This window comes from Streptomyces sp. NPDC029041, assembly GCF_040637515.1.
Classification (GTDB): Bacteria; Actinomycetota; Actinomycetes; order Streptomycetales; family Streptomycetaceae; genus Streptomyces.
Genome location: NZ_JBEZWO010000002.1, coordinates 513,861 through 527,963 on the forward strand (window position 1 = coordinate 513,861; position 14,103 = coordinate 527,963).

General features: G+C 71.6%; 13 protein-coding genes and 1 pseudogene. 7 read left to right on the plus strand and 7 right to left on the minus strand.

The features are described from left to right. Positions 1–59: 59 nt before the first annotated feature. Genes AB0F04_RS05875 through AB0F04_RS05885 form a run of 3 tightly spaced genes read right to left on the minus strand, consistent with a single transcriptional unit; the run spans position 60 to position 4,535 of the window. Positions 60–2,009, minus strand: coding sequence for a substrate-binding domain-containing protein (locus AB0F04_RS05875; RefSeq protein WP_362038170.1), 1,950 nt, complete (start codon positions 2,007–2,009; stop codon positions 60–62). Then, positions 1,999–3,519, minus strand: coding sequence for a sugar ABC transporter ATP-binding protein (locus AB0F04_RS05880; protein ID WP_362038172.1), 1,521 nt, complete (start codon positions 3,517–3,519; stop codon positions 1,999–2,001). Before AB0F04_RS05880 ends, AB0F04_RS05875 begins: the two co-directional genes overlap by 11 nt. Continuing rightward, positions 3,516–4,535: a LacI family DNA-binding transcriptional regulator gene (locus tag AB0F04_RS05885; protein ID WP_362038174.1), complete on the minus strand. Its 1,020-nt coding sequence runs from the start codon at positions 4,533–4,535 to the stop codon at positions 3,516–3,518. Before AB0F04_RS05885 ends, AB0F04_RS05880 begins: the two co-directional genes overlap by 4 nt. A gap of 231 nt (positions 4,536–4,766) precedes the next feature. Here AB0F04_RS05885 and AB0F04_RS05890 point away from each other — a divergent pair, with 231 nt between their 5' ends. Both AB0F04_RS05890 and AB0F04_RS05895 read left to right on the plus strand, forming a co-directional pair. Further along, positions 4,767–5,132, plus strand: a complete 366-nt coding sequence (locus AB0F04_RS05890) for a hypothetical protein (RefSeq protein ID WP_362038176.1) — start codon at positions 4,767–4,769, stop codon at positions 5,130–5,132. A gap of 105 nt (positions 5,133–5,237) precedes the next feature. Continuing rightward, entirely contained in the window at positions 5,238–5,885 is a 648-nt protein-coding gene (locus AB0F04_RS05895; protein ID WP_362038179.1) for a dihydrofolate reductase family protein, read from the plus strand. Positions 5,886–5,912: 27 nt separating this feature from the next. Here the strand turns inward: AB0F04_RS05895 and AB0F04_RS05900 are convergent, their stop codons facing one another. Then, positions 5,913–6,713, minus strand: a complete 801-nt coding sequence (locus tag AB0F04_RS05900; protein ID WP_362038181.1) for an MBL fold metallo-hydrolase — start codon at positions 6,711–6,713, stop codon at positions 5,913–5,915. 86 nt (positions 6,714–6,799) lie between these two features. Here AB0F04_RS05900 and AB0F04_RS05905 point away from each other — a divergent pair, with 86 nt between their 5' ends. Further along, entirely contained in the window at positions 6,800–7,393 is a 594-nt protein-coding gene (locus AB0F04_RS05905; protein WP_362038183.1) for an ABATE domain-containing protein, read from the plus strand. A 128-nt stretch (positions 7,394–7,521) separates the two neighbouring features. Then, positions 7,522–8,373 carry a chromosome condensation regulator gene (locus AB0F04_RS05910; protein WP_362038186.1) on the plus strand — a complete coding sequence of 284 codons (852 nt, stop codon included), beginning with the start codon at positions 7,522–7,524 and terminating at the stop codon, positions 8,371–8,373. 196 nt (positions 8,374–8,569) lie between these two features. Here AB0F04_RS05910 and AB0F04_RS05915 read toward each other — a convergent pair whose 3' ends face one another. Both AB0F04_RS05915 and AB0F04_RS05920 read right to left on the minus strand, forming a co-directional pair. Then, positions 8,570–9,373 (minus strand): sugar phosphate isomerase/epimerase family protein, encoded by an 804-nt coding sequence (locus AB0F04_RS05915; protein ID WP_362038188.1) that lies wholly within the window; start codon positions 9,371–9,373, stop codon positions 8,570–8,572. 11 nt (positions 9,374–9,384) lie between these two features. Next, positions 9,385–9,582, minus strand: a pseudogene (locus tag AB0F04_RS05920) (MarR family transcriptional regulator); the annotation flags it as partial. A gap of 127 nt (positions 9,583–9,709) precedes the next feature. On the opposite strand from AB0F04_RS05920, the gene AB0F04_RS05925 reads away from it, so the two are divergent. After that, positions 9,710–10,282, plus strand: a complete 573-nt coding sequence (locus AB0F04_RS05925; protein ID WP_362038190.1) for a dihydrofolate reductase family protein — start codon at positions 9,710–9,712, stop codon at positions 10,280–10,282. A gap of 112 nt (positions 10,283–10,394) precedes the next feature. Here the strand turns inward: AB0F04_RS05925 and AB0F04_RS05930 are convergent, their stop codons facing one another. Continuing rightward, positions 10,395–11,444: a LacI family DNA-binding transcriptional regulator gene (locus AB0F04_RS05930; protein WP_362038191.1), complete on the minus strand. Its 1,050-nt coding sequence runs from the start codon at positions 11,442–11,444 to the stop codon at positions 10,395–10,397. Positions 11,445–11,777: 333 nt separating this feature from the next. On the opposite strand from AB0F04_RS05930, the gene AB0F04_RS05935 reads away from it, so the two are divergent. Both AB0F04_RS05935 and AB0F04_RS05940 read left to right on the plus strand, forming a co-directional pair. Beyond that, positions 11,778–12,929: a Gfo/Idh/MocA family oxidoreductase gene (locus tag AB0F04_RS05935; RefSeq protein ID WP_362038194.1), complete on the plus strand. Its 1,152-nt coding sequence runs from the start codon at positions 11,778–11,780 to the stop codon at positions 12,927–12,929. After that, entirely contained in the window at positions 12,926–14,077 is a 1,152-nt protein-coding gene (locus AB0F04_RS05940) for a dihydrodipicolinate synthase family protein (protein WP_362038196.1), read from the plus strand. The genes AB0F04_RS05935 and AB0F04_RS05940 overlap by 4 nt, the downstream gene beginning before the upstream one ends. Positions 14,078–14,103: the final 26 nt, after the last annotated feature.

A 14,103-nucleotide genomic window follows, 5' to 3' on the forward strand; every position in this document is an offset into this window, starting at 1 on the left:
GTGAGTGACATGGCCGGGCGGTCCACCAGCTGTGGTGACCGCCCGGCCGTTCCCCGATGTCAGCCGCTGAAGCCGGCCACGTTCTCCTTCGTGACCACCTTCACCGGCACCTTCACCGTCTCCTGGACCTTCTTGCCCTGGAGCGCCTTCAGGGCGTTGTCCACGGCGATCCTCCCCAGCTGAGAGGGCTGCTGCGCCACGGACGCGTACAGCGTGCCGCCCTCGACCGCCTTCAGTCCGTCCGGCGTGCCGTCGAAGCCGACGACCGAGACCGACTTGCCGGCCTTGGAGCCCAGGGCCTTGATCGCGCCGAGCGCCATCTCGTCGTTGGCGGCGATGACGCCCTGGACGTCCGGGTGGGCCTGGAGCAGGTTCGACATCACGTCGAGGCCCTTGGTGCGGTCGAAGTCGGCGGGCTGCTGGGCGACGACCTGGATGCCCGGGAAGGCCTTGAGGCCGTCGGCGAAGCCCTGCGCGCGCTCCCGGGCCGCGGACGTGCCGGCCTGGCCCTGAAGGATCACGATCTTGCCCTTGCCGCCCAGCTTGTCGGCGATGGTCTTCGCGGCGAGTTCACCGCCGGCCACGTTGTCGGAGGCGACCAGGGCGTCCACGGATGCCTTGTTGACGCCCCGGTCCACCGCGATGACCGGGATCTTCGCCTGGTCGGCGGCCTTGACGGAGTTGCTCGCGGCGTCCGAGTCCACCGGGTTGACGATGATCGCGCCGAGGCCGGAACTGGTGAAGTTCTGCAGCTGGTTGGCCTGCTGGGAGGCGTCGTTCTGGGCGTCGGTGACGGTCAGGTCGACACCCAGCTTCTTCGCCTCGGCCTGGGCGCCCGCCCGGATCTGCACGAAGAAGGGGTTGTTGAGGGTCGACAGCGACAGGCCCATCTTGGGGCTGCTCGCCGCGGAGGAGCCGTTGTGCAGGAAGGACGTGGCGCCGACGATCGCGACGGTCACCACGGCCGCGAGCCCGTAGGTCGCCGCCTGCTTGCCCTTGCCTCCTCCGGAGGCACCTGCCACCGGGGTCGCCCCCGCCTTGCGCCGCAGCGTGTCGAACAGCACCGCGAGCGCGATGACGACACCGATGACGACCTGCTGCCAGAACGCCGAGACGTTCAGCAGGTTCAGTCCGTTGCGCAGCACCGCCAGGATCAGAGCGCCGATCAGCGTGCCGGACGCCTTGCCCGTACCGCCCGCGAGGGAGGCGCCGCCGATGACGACGGCGGCGATCGCGTCCAGCTCGTAGCCGTCGGCGGCCTGGGGCTGCGCGGAGGAGAGGCGGGCGGCCAGCACGACACCGGCGACGGCGGCGAAGACGCCCGAGAAGGCGTAGATGGCGAGCTTCTGCTTCTTCACGCGCAGGCCGGACAGCCGCGCGGCCTCCTCGTTGCCGCCGATCGCGTACATGGAGCGGCCGATGTAGGTCCGGCCGAGCACGAAGGCCGCGATCAGGCCCATGACGGCCATCACCAGGACCGGCACCGGCAGCCAGCCGCCGAGGGTGTCGCCGAGGTGGGAGACGGAGTCGGGGAAGGCGATCGGGGAGCCCTCGGAGATGACGAGGGACAGGCCGCGGGCCACGGACAGCATGGCCAGCGTGGCGATGAACGGCGGCAGCTTGCCGTAGGAGATCAGGATGCCGTTGACCAGGCCGCAGACGATGCCCGTGGCTATGGCGAGGAGCACGGCGAGGAAGACCGGGACGCCCGCCGAGGTGGCGCTCCAGGCGAGGACCGTGGCCGACAGCGCGGCGACCGAGCCGACGGACAGGTCGATGCCGGCGGAGACGATCACGAAGGTCACGCCGAAGGCGAGGATGGCCGTCACGGCCGCCTGCACACCGACGTTGAGGAGGTTGTCCGTCGTCAGGAAGTCGCCGGACAGCGCCGACATCGCGATGACGAGGACGATGAGCGCGGTGAGCGCCCCGTTGTCGAGCAGGAGGCGGCGCAGGCCCCCCGAGGCGCCACCCGCGCCCGTCGTGCTCTTGAGCGTGTCAGTGGCCACGGGAGGCCTCCTTGTCCGTGCCGGGGTTGCTTACTGCGAGTGCCATCACGGTGTCCTGGGTCGCCTCGTCGGCGGAGAGTTCACCGGCGATCCGGCCTTGGGCCATCACCAGCACCCGGTCGCTCATGCCGAGCACCTCGGGCAGGTCGCTGGAGATCATCAGGACGGCCGCGCCGGCGGCGGTGAGTTCGTTGATCAGCTGGTAGATCTCGACCTTGGCACCGACGTCGATGCCGCGCGTCGGCTCGTCGAGGATCAGCACCTTGGTGTCGGCGAGCAGCCATTTGCCGATGACGACCTTCTGCTGGTTGCCGCCGGAGAGCGTGCGCACGTGCTGGCCGAGCCCGGCCATCCGCACACCGAGCTGCCGCGCGATCCGCTCCGCGGCCTCGCGCTGCCCCTTGAGGTCGACGAGCCCGCCGCGCGTGGCCGACCGCAGGGTCACCAGGCCGAGGTTCTCCTCGACGGAGGCGTCCAGCACCAGGCCCTGGCCCTTGCGGTCCTCGGGGACGAGCCCGATGCCGGCGGTCATGGCCGCGTTGACGTCGTACTTGGCGACCGGGGCGCCGGAGACCCTGACCGTGCCCTTGTCGTACGAGTCGGCGCCGAAGACGGCCCGTACGACCTCGGTCCGGCCGGCGCCGACCAGTCCCGCGATGCCGACGACCTCACCGGCGTGCACCTCGAAGCCGACGTCGTGGAAGACGCCGTCCCGGGTGAGTCCCTCGACGGAGAGCAGCGCGGCGCCCCGGCCGGCCCGTTCGCGCGGGTACTGCTGCTCGATGGAGCGCCCGACCATGAGCCGCACGAGTTCGTCCTCGGGCGTGGAGGCGGGCACCTGGCCGACGCTCCTGCCGTCCCGGATGACCGTCACGCGATCGCCGAGCGCGGCGATCTCCTCCAGGTGGTGCGTGATGAAGACGATCCCGACGCCGTCCTCGCGCAGCGCGCGCACGATCGCGAAGAGCTTGTCGACCTCCTCGGCGGTGAGCACGGCGGTCGGCTCGTCCATGATCAGCACGCGCGCGTCCAGGCTGAGCGCCTTGGCGATCTCGACCATCTGCAGGCGCGCGATGCCCAGCTCGCGGACCCGCGCACGGGGCGACACGTCCACGCCGACCCGCTTCAGCAGGACCTCGGCGTCGGCCTCCATCCGCCCCCGGTCGATCATCCCGAACCGGCGCGGCTGGCGCCCGAGGAAGATGTTCTCGGCGACCGTGAGGTCGGGTACCAGGTTGAACTCCTGGTAGATGGTGGCGATCCCGAGCCGCTCGGAGTCCTGCGCACCCTGGATGCGGGTCTCCTCGCCGCCGACCAGGATCCGTCCGGCATCGGGGGTGTAGGCGCCGGAGAGCATCTTGATGAGGGTGCTCTTGCCGGCACCGTTCTCACCGAGCAGGACGTGCACCTCGCCCCGGCGCAGATCGAAGTCGACGCCGTCCAGCGCGACCACGCCCGGGAAGGTCTTCCGTATGCCCTCGATGCGCAGCAACTCGTCCGCGTTGCTCACGTCGTGCTCCTTTGCACTGGGGTGGGGTTCTCGCCGCACGAGCGGCGTACGACGAGCCGGGCGGGGAGGGTGACGGACTCGCCGGCCCTGCCCTCGATGCGGTCGACCAGGGCCCGTACGGCGGCCCGGCCCAGCTCGCCCGTGGGCTGGGCGATCGCGGTGATCGGCGGATCGGTGTGCACGAACCACCGGACGTCGTCGAACGCGGCCAGCGCCAGGTCGTCCGGGATGCGCAGGCCACGCGCCCGCACGGCGTCCAGCGCGCCGAGCGCCATCAGGTTGTCCGCCGCGAAGACGACCTCGGGCGGCTCGGCCAGATCGAGGAAGCCCTCGGTGACCAGCCGGCCGCTCTCGGCCTGGAAGTCGCCCTGCCCGATGTAGGCGTCGGGCAGTTCGAGCCCGTACGCGCCGAGCGCCTCCCGGAAGGCCTCGACGCGCTCCTGGCCGGTCGTGGTCGCCGCCGGCCCGGCGATGATCGCCAGCCGCCGGTGCCCGAGCCCGTGCAGGTGCGCCACGAGGTCCCGGACCGCGGCCCGGCCGTCCGCCCGCACCACCGGCACGTCCACGCCCGGGATCCACCGGTCCACGAAGACCATGGGCGTCCCGGCCCGTACGGCGTCCAGCATCAGCGGCGAGCCGCCGTCCGTGGGTGAGACGAGCAGTCCGTCGATGCGGCGGTCCAGGAGGTTCCGCACGTGGTGGTCCTGGAGGTCCGGCCGCTCGTCGGCGTTGCCGATGATGACGCTGTAGCCGAGCGCACGGGCCTCCTCCTCGACGGAGCGGGCCAGCTCGGTGAAGTAGGGGTTCATCACGTCGCTGATGACCAAGCCGAGGGTGTGGGTCTGGTCGGTGCGCAGGGAGCGGGCGACGGCGTTCGGGCGGTAGCCCAGGGTCTCGACGGCGGCCAGCACGCGGGTGCGTGCCTCGGCGCTGACCGACGGGTGGTCGTTCAGGACGCGCGAGACCGTGGCGACGGAGACACCGGCCTCGGCAGCGACGTCCTTGATGCTGGCCACCGCCGCTCCACCTCCTCGTGGATCAGTCGTGGGAGCACCCGCGACGGCTTGGGCGTGTGCTCGTGGAATCGATTACACCGACGGAGGGATGGAATCGATTACACGGCGGTAAAGCAAGCCCCCGCGGACACCTCTTGACCGGATCGTGATGTCGCGGGCGGCCCTCCGGCGGTTCAGGGTGGAAGGACGAGGTCCGTTTCCACGGCCCGGTCCACGGCGAGCGGAGGAGCCATGACGTCAGCGACTCGCGACGACGTACCCGTCGTGCTCGGAGGCGACGGCGTAGAGGTGCGCACCATGCCGATCGGGGGCGGCATGTCGATCAGCTACATCACTCTGCCCCAGGGCACGGACATGGCTCCGGCCCTCAAGGGGCTGCCCGACGACGCGTGCCAGTGCCCGCACTGGGGCTATCTGCTGAAGGGCCGGATCCGGATGCGGACGGCCACCGGCGAGGAGGAGTACGAGGCGGGGCAGGCGTACTACTGGGGACCCGGCCATGTGCCGCTCGCCCTGGCGGACACGGAGCTGGTGGAGTTCTCCCCGGACGCGGACTTCAAGCAGGTGATCGACCACGTGGTGGCGCAGGCCGGGTGAGGCCGGGCCTTGATTTCGCCGGGCCCGTGGGATGAGTCGGTCCCGCACCGATGAGTTTCGCCGATCCGGTCGGTCTTTCTTGCGTCGACCACGAGGAGGAGCCCCGTGTCCCAGCTGCTGCGCGTACAGAACTTCAATGTCTCGAGTGACGGATTCGGTGCCGGTGAGGGCCAGAGCCTGGAGAGGCCGTTCGGACATGCCGATCCCGCCACGATGTTCGCCTGGGCCGGGGCCACGGCGAGCTGGCCCAACCGCACCGACCCGGGCGGAAGCCGCGGCCTCGACGACTACCTGGTGCGCGACTTCCACCACGGCATCGGCGCCGAGATCATGGGCCGCAACAAGTTCAGCCCGCAGCGCGGCCCGTGGGAGGACCACGAGTGGCAGGGCTGGTGGGGCGACGAGCCGCCGTTCCACACTCCGGTGTTCGTGATGACGCACCACGAGCGTCCCTCGTTCACCCTCTCCGACACGACGTTCCACTTCGTCGGCGGGGATCCCGCCGAGGTCCTCGCCCAGGCGCGCAAGGCGGCCGGGGGCAAGGACGTACGGCTCGGCGGCGGGGCGACGGTCGTCCGGCAGTTCCTGGACGCCGACCTGGTCGACACCCTGCACGTGGCGGTCTCGCCCGGCGTGGTGCTCGGGTCCGGCTCACGGCTGTGGGAGTCCCCCGAGGAGCTGCTCGACCGCTTCCACTGCGATGTGGTGCCGAGCCCCAGCGGCGTGATCCATCACCTGTTCTGGCGGAAGTGACGGCAGGTCAGGTGCCCTGGCTGCGTTTCAGGCGCCCTTGCCCCAGTCCAGGCGGTCGGCGAGCCCGGCGGCGGTGAAGGCGGCCGCCAGCTCGTCACCCCCCTCGGTGAAGTGGGCCCAGCTGTCGTAGTGGACGGGAACCACGCGGCGGGCGCCGAGCAGCCGCGCGGCCTCCGCGGCCATCGCGCTGTCCAGGACGAGGACCTGGTTGTCGAAGAGGACGGGGAAGCGGGGGGCGCCGGCGAAGAGCAGGGCGGTGTCGACGGGACCGAAGCGGGCGGCGATCTCGCGGACGGCGTCGAGTGAGGCGTTGTCGCCGCTGACGTAGACGGTGGGCAGGCCCTCGCCGGTCAGGACGAACCCGACGACCTGGCCGGTGAACGGCTCGACCTGCTCGCGGGATCCGGGGCCGTGCAGGGCGGGGACTGCGGTGACGGTGATGGTGCCGCCGCCCGGGCGGTCCAGCGCGAGCGACTCCCAGTCGGCCAGACCCCGGACCCGCTCCCCCAGGCTCTCGCACAGGCGCTCGCCGCCGCCGGGGGTGGTGAGGGTGAGGGGTATGCGGGCGAGCAGGGCCCGCCCGGAGGTGTCGAGGTTGTCGGGGTGCTCGTCGTGGGAGAGCAGGACCACGTCGAGGGGGCCGAGGTCGCCCGGGCCGGAGGCGGAGGGCGCGGTCTTGGTCAGCTGCGGAGCCCCGGGGCTGCCGTAGTCGCCGGGGGCGTCGAAGGTCGGGTCGGTCAGGAAGCGCAGGCCGCCGTACTCGAAGTGGGCGGTCGGGCCGCCGAGGACGCGGACGGGGAAGTCGGCCGCCACGGGAACAGAAGACATGCAGCACCTCACGGATAGACGCGATCAAACCGTGAGATGACCGTAGCCGCTTCTCACGGATACGGGCAACCCTTAACATGAGAAACATGGAGGAGCCCGTGACCGAACAGTCCGCCCCGCCGCCCGCGCAGGGCGAGGAGGAACACCCCTCCCTCGCCCTCGCCAACACCGCGATCGCGCTGCCCGGCGGGCGCACGCTCGATCTCGTGGGCACTCCCGCGCAGGCGAACCACTGGCTGACGCAGCGCGGCCTCGCACCGGTCGACGCCGGCATGCGGGAGATGTGCGCGGCCCAACTGCGGTCCCTGCGCGAACAGATCAGATCGCTGTTCGCCGCCCGCACCGACGGCGTGCCCGCCCTGCCCGCGGCGGTGGCGGCCATCAACGACGCGATGACCAGGGTCCCCACGGCCCCGCTGCTGCGGTGGGACGACACGACCGGCCCCTACCGCACGGCCCCCCACCCCACCACCGCGATCGTCGACCTCGCGCTGGCCACGCTCGCCGCGGACGCCGCCGACCTGCTCACCTCACCCGCGGCCGAACGCCTCACCGCCTGCGGCTCCCCTCCCTGCAACCGCTACCTCCTCCGCCACGGCCGCCGCCACTGGTGCTCCACCCGCTGCGGCGACCGCGCCCGAGCGGCCCGCGCGTACGCCCGGCGTACCGAGTCGCGCTGACTCCGCCCTGGTCATGACGGGGCCTGCGGAGGTGAACCGTGCCTCTCCGCTCCCCGCGACGCTCTGGCTTCCAGGCCGAAGTAGGGTGACACCCCATGTCGCGAACGCGCCGAGCGCAAGGAGGCGTCATGCTCGCCAACTCGTCGGCACTGGCGGCCGGAAGGCGTCATTCGGTCGCCCTGCGCGGGGAGGGAACGGTGCTCGCCGTGGGCAATACCGCAGCCGGTGAGTGCCGTGTCGGGCCATGGCAGGACATCGTCGCGGTGGCAGCCGGCAACGTCCACAGCGCGCCGAACACGGGCAGGTCCCACACGGTGGGACTCCGGTCGGACGGCACGGTGCTGGCAACGGGGTGGAATCGCGACGGGCAGTGCGATGTCTCCGGATGGCGGGGCGTCACGGCCGTGGCCGCAGGCTGGCGCCGCACGCTCGGGCTGCTCGCGAACGGCCGCGTGCTGGCGGTCGGCCGGGGTTCGGAAGGACAGTGCGACGTGCGGTCCTGGCGTGAGGTCGCCGCCCTCTCCTGTGGTGACTGGCACTCGGTCGGCATCCGGTCGGACGGTTCCGCACTGGCCACGGGGAACAACCGACGACGGCAGTGCGCCGTCGAGGGGTGGCGTGACCTGACCGCCCTTTCGGCCGGGTACCTCCATACGGTCGGCCTCAGAGCCGACGGGCGGGCGGTGGCGACCGGAGAGCGGTCGACCGGGGCGTGCGAGGTCGACGCGTGGGAAGACGTGGTGGCGCTCGGCGCGGGCAGCCGCCACACCGTCGGAGTCACCGCGTCCGGACGGGTCCTCGCCACGGGAGACAACAGCCACGGCCAGTGCGACGTCCGCGAATGGCGCGACATCGTCGCCGTGGCGGCCGGTTCGACGCACACCCTCGGCCTGCGTGCCGACGGCACGGTCGTGAGCGCGGGAAGCAACGCCGACCGGCAGTGCGAAGTCGACGCCTGGTCCGGGGTCCGGCTCCCCTAGGTCGTGCGCTGCCGCGCCGGCTCTTTCTGATTCCGGCCCTGGGTGTGCTGTTCCGGGACGTTGGTGACAGGCGACACGCGGTGAGTGGTCCTCGAACGGGGCGAGGGCCTCTGGGTCGGTGTGGACTGCGCAGTCCGCACCGAACCCAGAGGCCCTCGTCTTCACCGTGATGGCCCGCTGACCCGGGGCCGGCGCCTCACGCCGAGTCGTTCAGCAGCCTGCTCAGGTGCTCACGCCCGGGTTCCAGGAGGCCGGGCAGCGGCGGCGCCGCCTCGTACCAGCGCTTCTCGTACTCCCAGCAGAGCCAGCCGTCCCAGTTGTGGCGGGAGAGGACCTCCACGCATTCGGCCAGGGGCAGCACGCCCGCGCCGAGCGGCAGGGGCGTGGTGTCCTCGACGGAGGCGATGTCCTTGACCTGGACGTAGCCGAGGTGGGGGGCGAGCGCCGCGTAGGTCTCGGAGGGCTGTTCGCCGCCGAGCCAGGTGTGCATCACGTCCCAGAGGGCGCCGACCTGGCGGTGGCCCACCAGGCCGAGGATCCGCATGGCGTCGGCGGCGGTGCGGTGGGAGTCGTGGGTTTCGAGGAGGATGCGCACGCCCAACTCGTTGGCGTACTCGGCGGCCGTGCCCAGGCGCCGGGCGGCCGTGGCGTCGGCCTCCTCGGGGGTCTGGACGTCCAGGTCGCCGCCGGGGAAGACCCGGACGTACGGGGCACCGAGGTCGCGGGCCAGATCGAGGAGGGAGCGGATCTCGGCCAGGACGGGCACGTCGTCGCCCGGTGCGGCGACCCGGGCGTAGCCCGCCAGGCCGAGGAGCTCTACGCCCGCTCCCTTGAACTCGGCCGCGACGTCCGCCCGTTCGGCGGGGCCGAGGCCGGTGTGGACCGGCTCCTCGGGGTGGGTGCGCAGTTCCACGCCGTGATAGCCGTGGGTGGTCGCGAGCCGCAGGACGTCGGCCAGGGGCAGGCCGGGGACACCGAGGGTGGAGAACGCCAGCTTCATGTGGACGGACCCTACCCGGCACCCCTGCCCGCGACTCCTCTCCGTCGCTCCTGTGTTGCGTCAAGATCCAGCCGCCGGTCCCGGCCGGTCAGGTCCCGGCCGGAGGAACGGTGCGGTTTCTCCGCCACCAGCACGAAACCGTGGCGCCGGCAGATGCGGCGGGCCGCGGCGAGGATGTCGTCGGTCCACAGGACGGCCTCGCGGTAGCCGGCCGCGAACGGGGGCCCAGGCAGGCGACAAGGCACATGATGATCGGGGCGGGAGACGGCCGATGAGTTTCTCCGTGTTCCGCAGTCAGAGGAAGAGAAACCCACACGAGAGACCGAGGAACCCAAGATGCGCACCCTGATCAGCACCGCTTTCATCTCGCTCGACGGCGTCGTGGAGGCCCCGGGCGGGGAGCCCGGTTACCGGAACTCCGGCTGGACCTTCAAGCACACCGAGTTCCTTCCCGAGGCCTTCGAGATCAAGGACCGGGAGCAGAAGGAGGCCACGGCGATGATGATGGGCCGCACCAGCTACGAGGCGTTCAGCGCGGTGTGGCCCGGCATGGAGGACTTCGCCGACTACAAGGTGATGCCCAAGTACGTCGTCTCCACCACCCTCGCCGAGGAGAACCTGGTGTCGAACTGGGGGGAGACGACGATCCTGCGCTCGCTCGACGACGTCGCCGCGCTGAAGGAGACCGAGGGCGGCCCGATCATCGTGCACGGCAGCGCCTCCCTGAACCAGTCCCTCTCCGACGCCGGCCTGATCGACCGCTACCACCTGCTCGTCTTCCCGCTCCTGCTCGGGGCGGGCAAGCGGCTCTTCAGCGCCACCGACAAGGACGCCCAGAAGCTGCGGCTCGTCGAGCACGAGGCCTACGCCAACGGCCTGCAGAAGAACGTCTTCGACGTCGTCCGCTGACGACGCCGATCAGCCGCGATCCGGCCCGTCCGGCCAGCGAGGGGCGAGGCCGCTCAGGCCGAGGCAGGGGTCTGGGGGCCGCAGCCCCGGCAAGGCCAGGACGGCAGTGCCCTCAGGAGGCCCGCGGCACCCCGGAGGACCCGCGCACCATCAACTCCCCCCGCACCGACGCGATCCCCCCGGGCGGTGCCTCCTCGCGCCCCATCGCGATCCGCCCGGCGCGGGCCCCGGCCTCGGCCAGCGGCAGCCGCACCGTCGTCAGCGAGGGCACCGCGTCGATGCTGAACGGCAGGTCGTCGAAGCCCGCCACCGACACGTCCTCCGGGATCCGCAGCCCCGAGTCCCGCAGCGCGGCGCACGCGCCCAGGGCCACGGAGTCGTTCGCCGCGACGACCGCCGTCAGCGACGGGTCACGCCGCATCAGCTCCAGCGTGGCCTCGTACCCGGAGCGCCGGTCGTAGCGTCCGTGCACCGTCCACCGCGGGTCCTCCTCGATGCCGTGCGCGGCCAGCGCGGCCCGGTGGCCCTCCAGCCGGTGCCGTGTGGTCGTCCGCTCCTCCGGGCCGGCGATGTACCCGAGCCGCCGGTGCCCGAGCCCGATGAGGTGCTCGGTCAGCTCCTGTCCGCCGCCGCGGTTGTCGAAGGTCAGCGCGATCGCCCCGGTGTCCGGCGCCTGCGGCCGCCCGCACAGCACGACCCGTGTCCCCGCGTCGGTCAGCTTGCGCACCTTCGCGTCCATGGCCGCCTTGTGCGGCGCGTCCTCGATCGCCCCGCCGGTCAGCACCACGGCCGCCGCCCGCTGCCGCTGCAGCAGTGTGAGGTACGTCAGCTCCCGCTCGGGAGAGCCGCCCGTGTTGCAGACGACCGCGAGTCTCTCCCCGCCCGCACGGCCGCCCGGCCCGCCGATCTCGCCCTGGATCGCGCTCGCCATGATCCCGAAGAAGGGGTCGGCGATGTCGTTCACCAGGATTCCGACCAGGTCGGAGGTGGCGGCGGCGAGGGCACTCGCGGGCCCGTTGAGCACGTAGTCCAGCTCGTCCACGGCCTTCAGCACCCGCTCGCGGGTGGAGGCCGCCACGGGGTAGTTCCCGTTCAGCACGCGCGACACCGTCGCGGGTGAGACCTGTGCGCGGGCCGCCACATCCGCCAGGGTCACCGTCATCTCGTCGTCCTCCGGTCGCGCATCTCGTCTCCGCCCTCGTACACACCCAGACCACCGGCCATGGTTCCGAGCGGAACAGCAGGTAGAGCGCCGCTGCCCCGACGAACCCATGGCCATGGTTCCGAGCAGACCTTAAGCCCCCGACCCCCTGTTGTTCGCCCCCTCGAACAACTCGTCCTGGTCACGGTCTTGTCCGGACCGCGGTTCAGAGGCTAGCTTCTTCCTGTATAGAAAGCGCTTGCTGCATCGCTCACCAGTCCACGGCCGACTCGACGGGCCGCCTGTGAAAGGTGAGGCGTACGCGGCGCGACGACCGCGTACGAAGGGAACGACGTGACACGCAAGACGGTGCGTATCGCCATGAACGGTGTGACCGGGCGCATGGGCTACCGCCAGCACCTGGTCCGCTCCATCCTCGCCCTCCGCGAACAGGGCGGCCTCGACCTCGGCGACGGCACCGTGCTGTGGCCCGAGCCGATCCTGGTCGGCCGCCGTGAGCACGCGCTGAAGGCCCTGGCCGAGCAGCACGGTCTTGAGCACGTCTCCACGGACCTGGACGCGGTCCTCGCCGACGAGACGGTCGACATCTACTTCGACGCGCAGGTCACCTCCGCCCGCGAGGACGCCCTGAAGAAGGCCATCGCGGCCGGCAAGCACATCTACACCGAGAAGCCCACCGCCACCGGCCTCGACGGCGCCCTGGACCTCGCCCGGCTGGCGAACGAGGCCGGCATCAAGCACGGCGTCGTCCAGGACAAGCTCTTCCTCCCGGGCCTGCTGAAGCTGAAGCGCCTCATCGACGGCGGCTTCTTCGGCCGGATCCTCTCGATCCGCGGCGAGTTCGGCTACTGGGTCTTCGAGGGCGACTGGCAGACCGCCCAGCGCCCGTCCTGGAACTACCGGGCCGAGGACGGCGGCGGCATCGTCGTCGACATGTTCCCGCACTGGGAGTACGTGCTGCACGAGCTGTTCGGCCGGGTGAGGTCCGTCCAGGCGCTCACCGCCACGCACATCCCGCAGCGCTGGGACGAGAACGGCAAGCCCTACGACGCGACGGCCGACGACGCCGCCTACGGTGTCTTCGAGCTGGAGGGCGGCGCGATCGCCCAGATCAACTCCTCCTGGGCCGTCCGCGTCAACCGCGACGAGCTGGTGGAGTTCCAGGTCGACGGCACCGAGGGCTCCGCGGTCGCGGGCCTGCGCAACTGCCGCGTCCAGCACCGCAGCGCCACCCCCAAGCCGGTCTGGAACCCGGACATCCCCGCCACGGAGGTCTTCCGCGACCAGTGGCAGGAGGTCCCGGACAACACCGAGTTCGACAACGGCTTCAAGGCCCAGTGGGAGCTGTTCCTCAAGCACGTCTACGCCGACGCCCCCTACCACTGGGACCTGCTGGCCGGTGCCCGCGGTGTGCAGCTCGCCGAGCTGGGCCTGAAGTCCTCGGCGGAGGGCCGCCGTCTCGACGTGCCGGAGATCTCGCTGTGACCATCCGACTTCCCGGTGCCGACGGGGCGTTGCGGACCTACGAGCCCCGCACCGAGCCCCTGGCCGTGACCCCCGGCACGCCCTTCACCTCCCGCACGGTCTTCTCGGCGGCGCACGTCGTCGCCGACCCGTTCGCGGACGTCTCCCCCGACTCGCCCGCCGCGGTCGACTGGGACGCCACCCTCGCCTTCCGCCGCCATCTGTGGTCCCACGGGCTGGGTGTCGCCGAGGCCATGGACACCGCCCAGCGCGGCATGGGCCTGGACTGGGCGGGCGCGGCCGAGCTGATCCGCCGCAGCGCCGCCGAGGCGAGGGCGGTCGGCGGCCGGATCGCGTGCGGAGTCGGCACCGACCAGATCGCCTCCGACTCCCTCGCGGAGGTCCGCGCGGCCTACGAGGAGCAGCTCGCCCTCGTCGAGGAGTCCGGCGCGCAGGCCATCCTGATGGCGTCCCGGGCGCTCGCGGCGGCGTCCTCCGGGCCGGAGGACTACCTGGAGGTCTACGGCCACCTGCTGCGCCAGGCCGCCGAGCCGGTTGTCCTGCACTGGCTGGGCCCGATGTTCGACCCGGCCCTGGAGGGCTACTGGGGCTCGGCCGACCTGGACGCGGCGACGGACACGTTCCTGGACGTGATCGCCGCCCACCCCGACAAGGTCGACGGCATCAAGGTCTCCCTGCTGGACGCCCGGCGGGAGATCGACATCCGCCGCCGGCTCCCGCAGGGCGTGCGCTGCTACACGGGCGACGACTTCAACTACCCCGAGCTGATCGCGGGCGACGAGCAGGGCTTCAGCCACGCGCTGCTCGGCATCTTCGACCCGCTGGGACCGCTGGCGGCGCAGGCGGTCCGGGTCCTGGACACGGGCGACGTGCGGGGCTTCCGCGATCTGCTCGACCCCACGGTCGGGCTCTCCCGGCACCTGTTCCAGACCCCGACCCGCTTCTACAAGACGGGCGTGGTCTTCCTGGCCTGGCTGGCGGGCCACCAGACGCACTTCACGATGGTCGGCGGCCTCCAGTCGGCACGCTCGCTGCCGCACTTCGCGACGGCGTACGAACTGGCCGACGGGCTCGGGCTGTTTCCCGACCCGAAGCTCGCGGAGGAACGGATGAAGACGCTGCTGAGCGTGTACGGGGTGAACCAGTGAGCGGGTCGCTGGAGCGCTTCTCCATC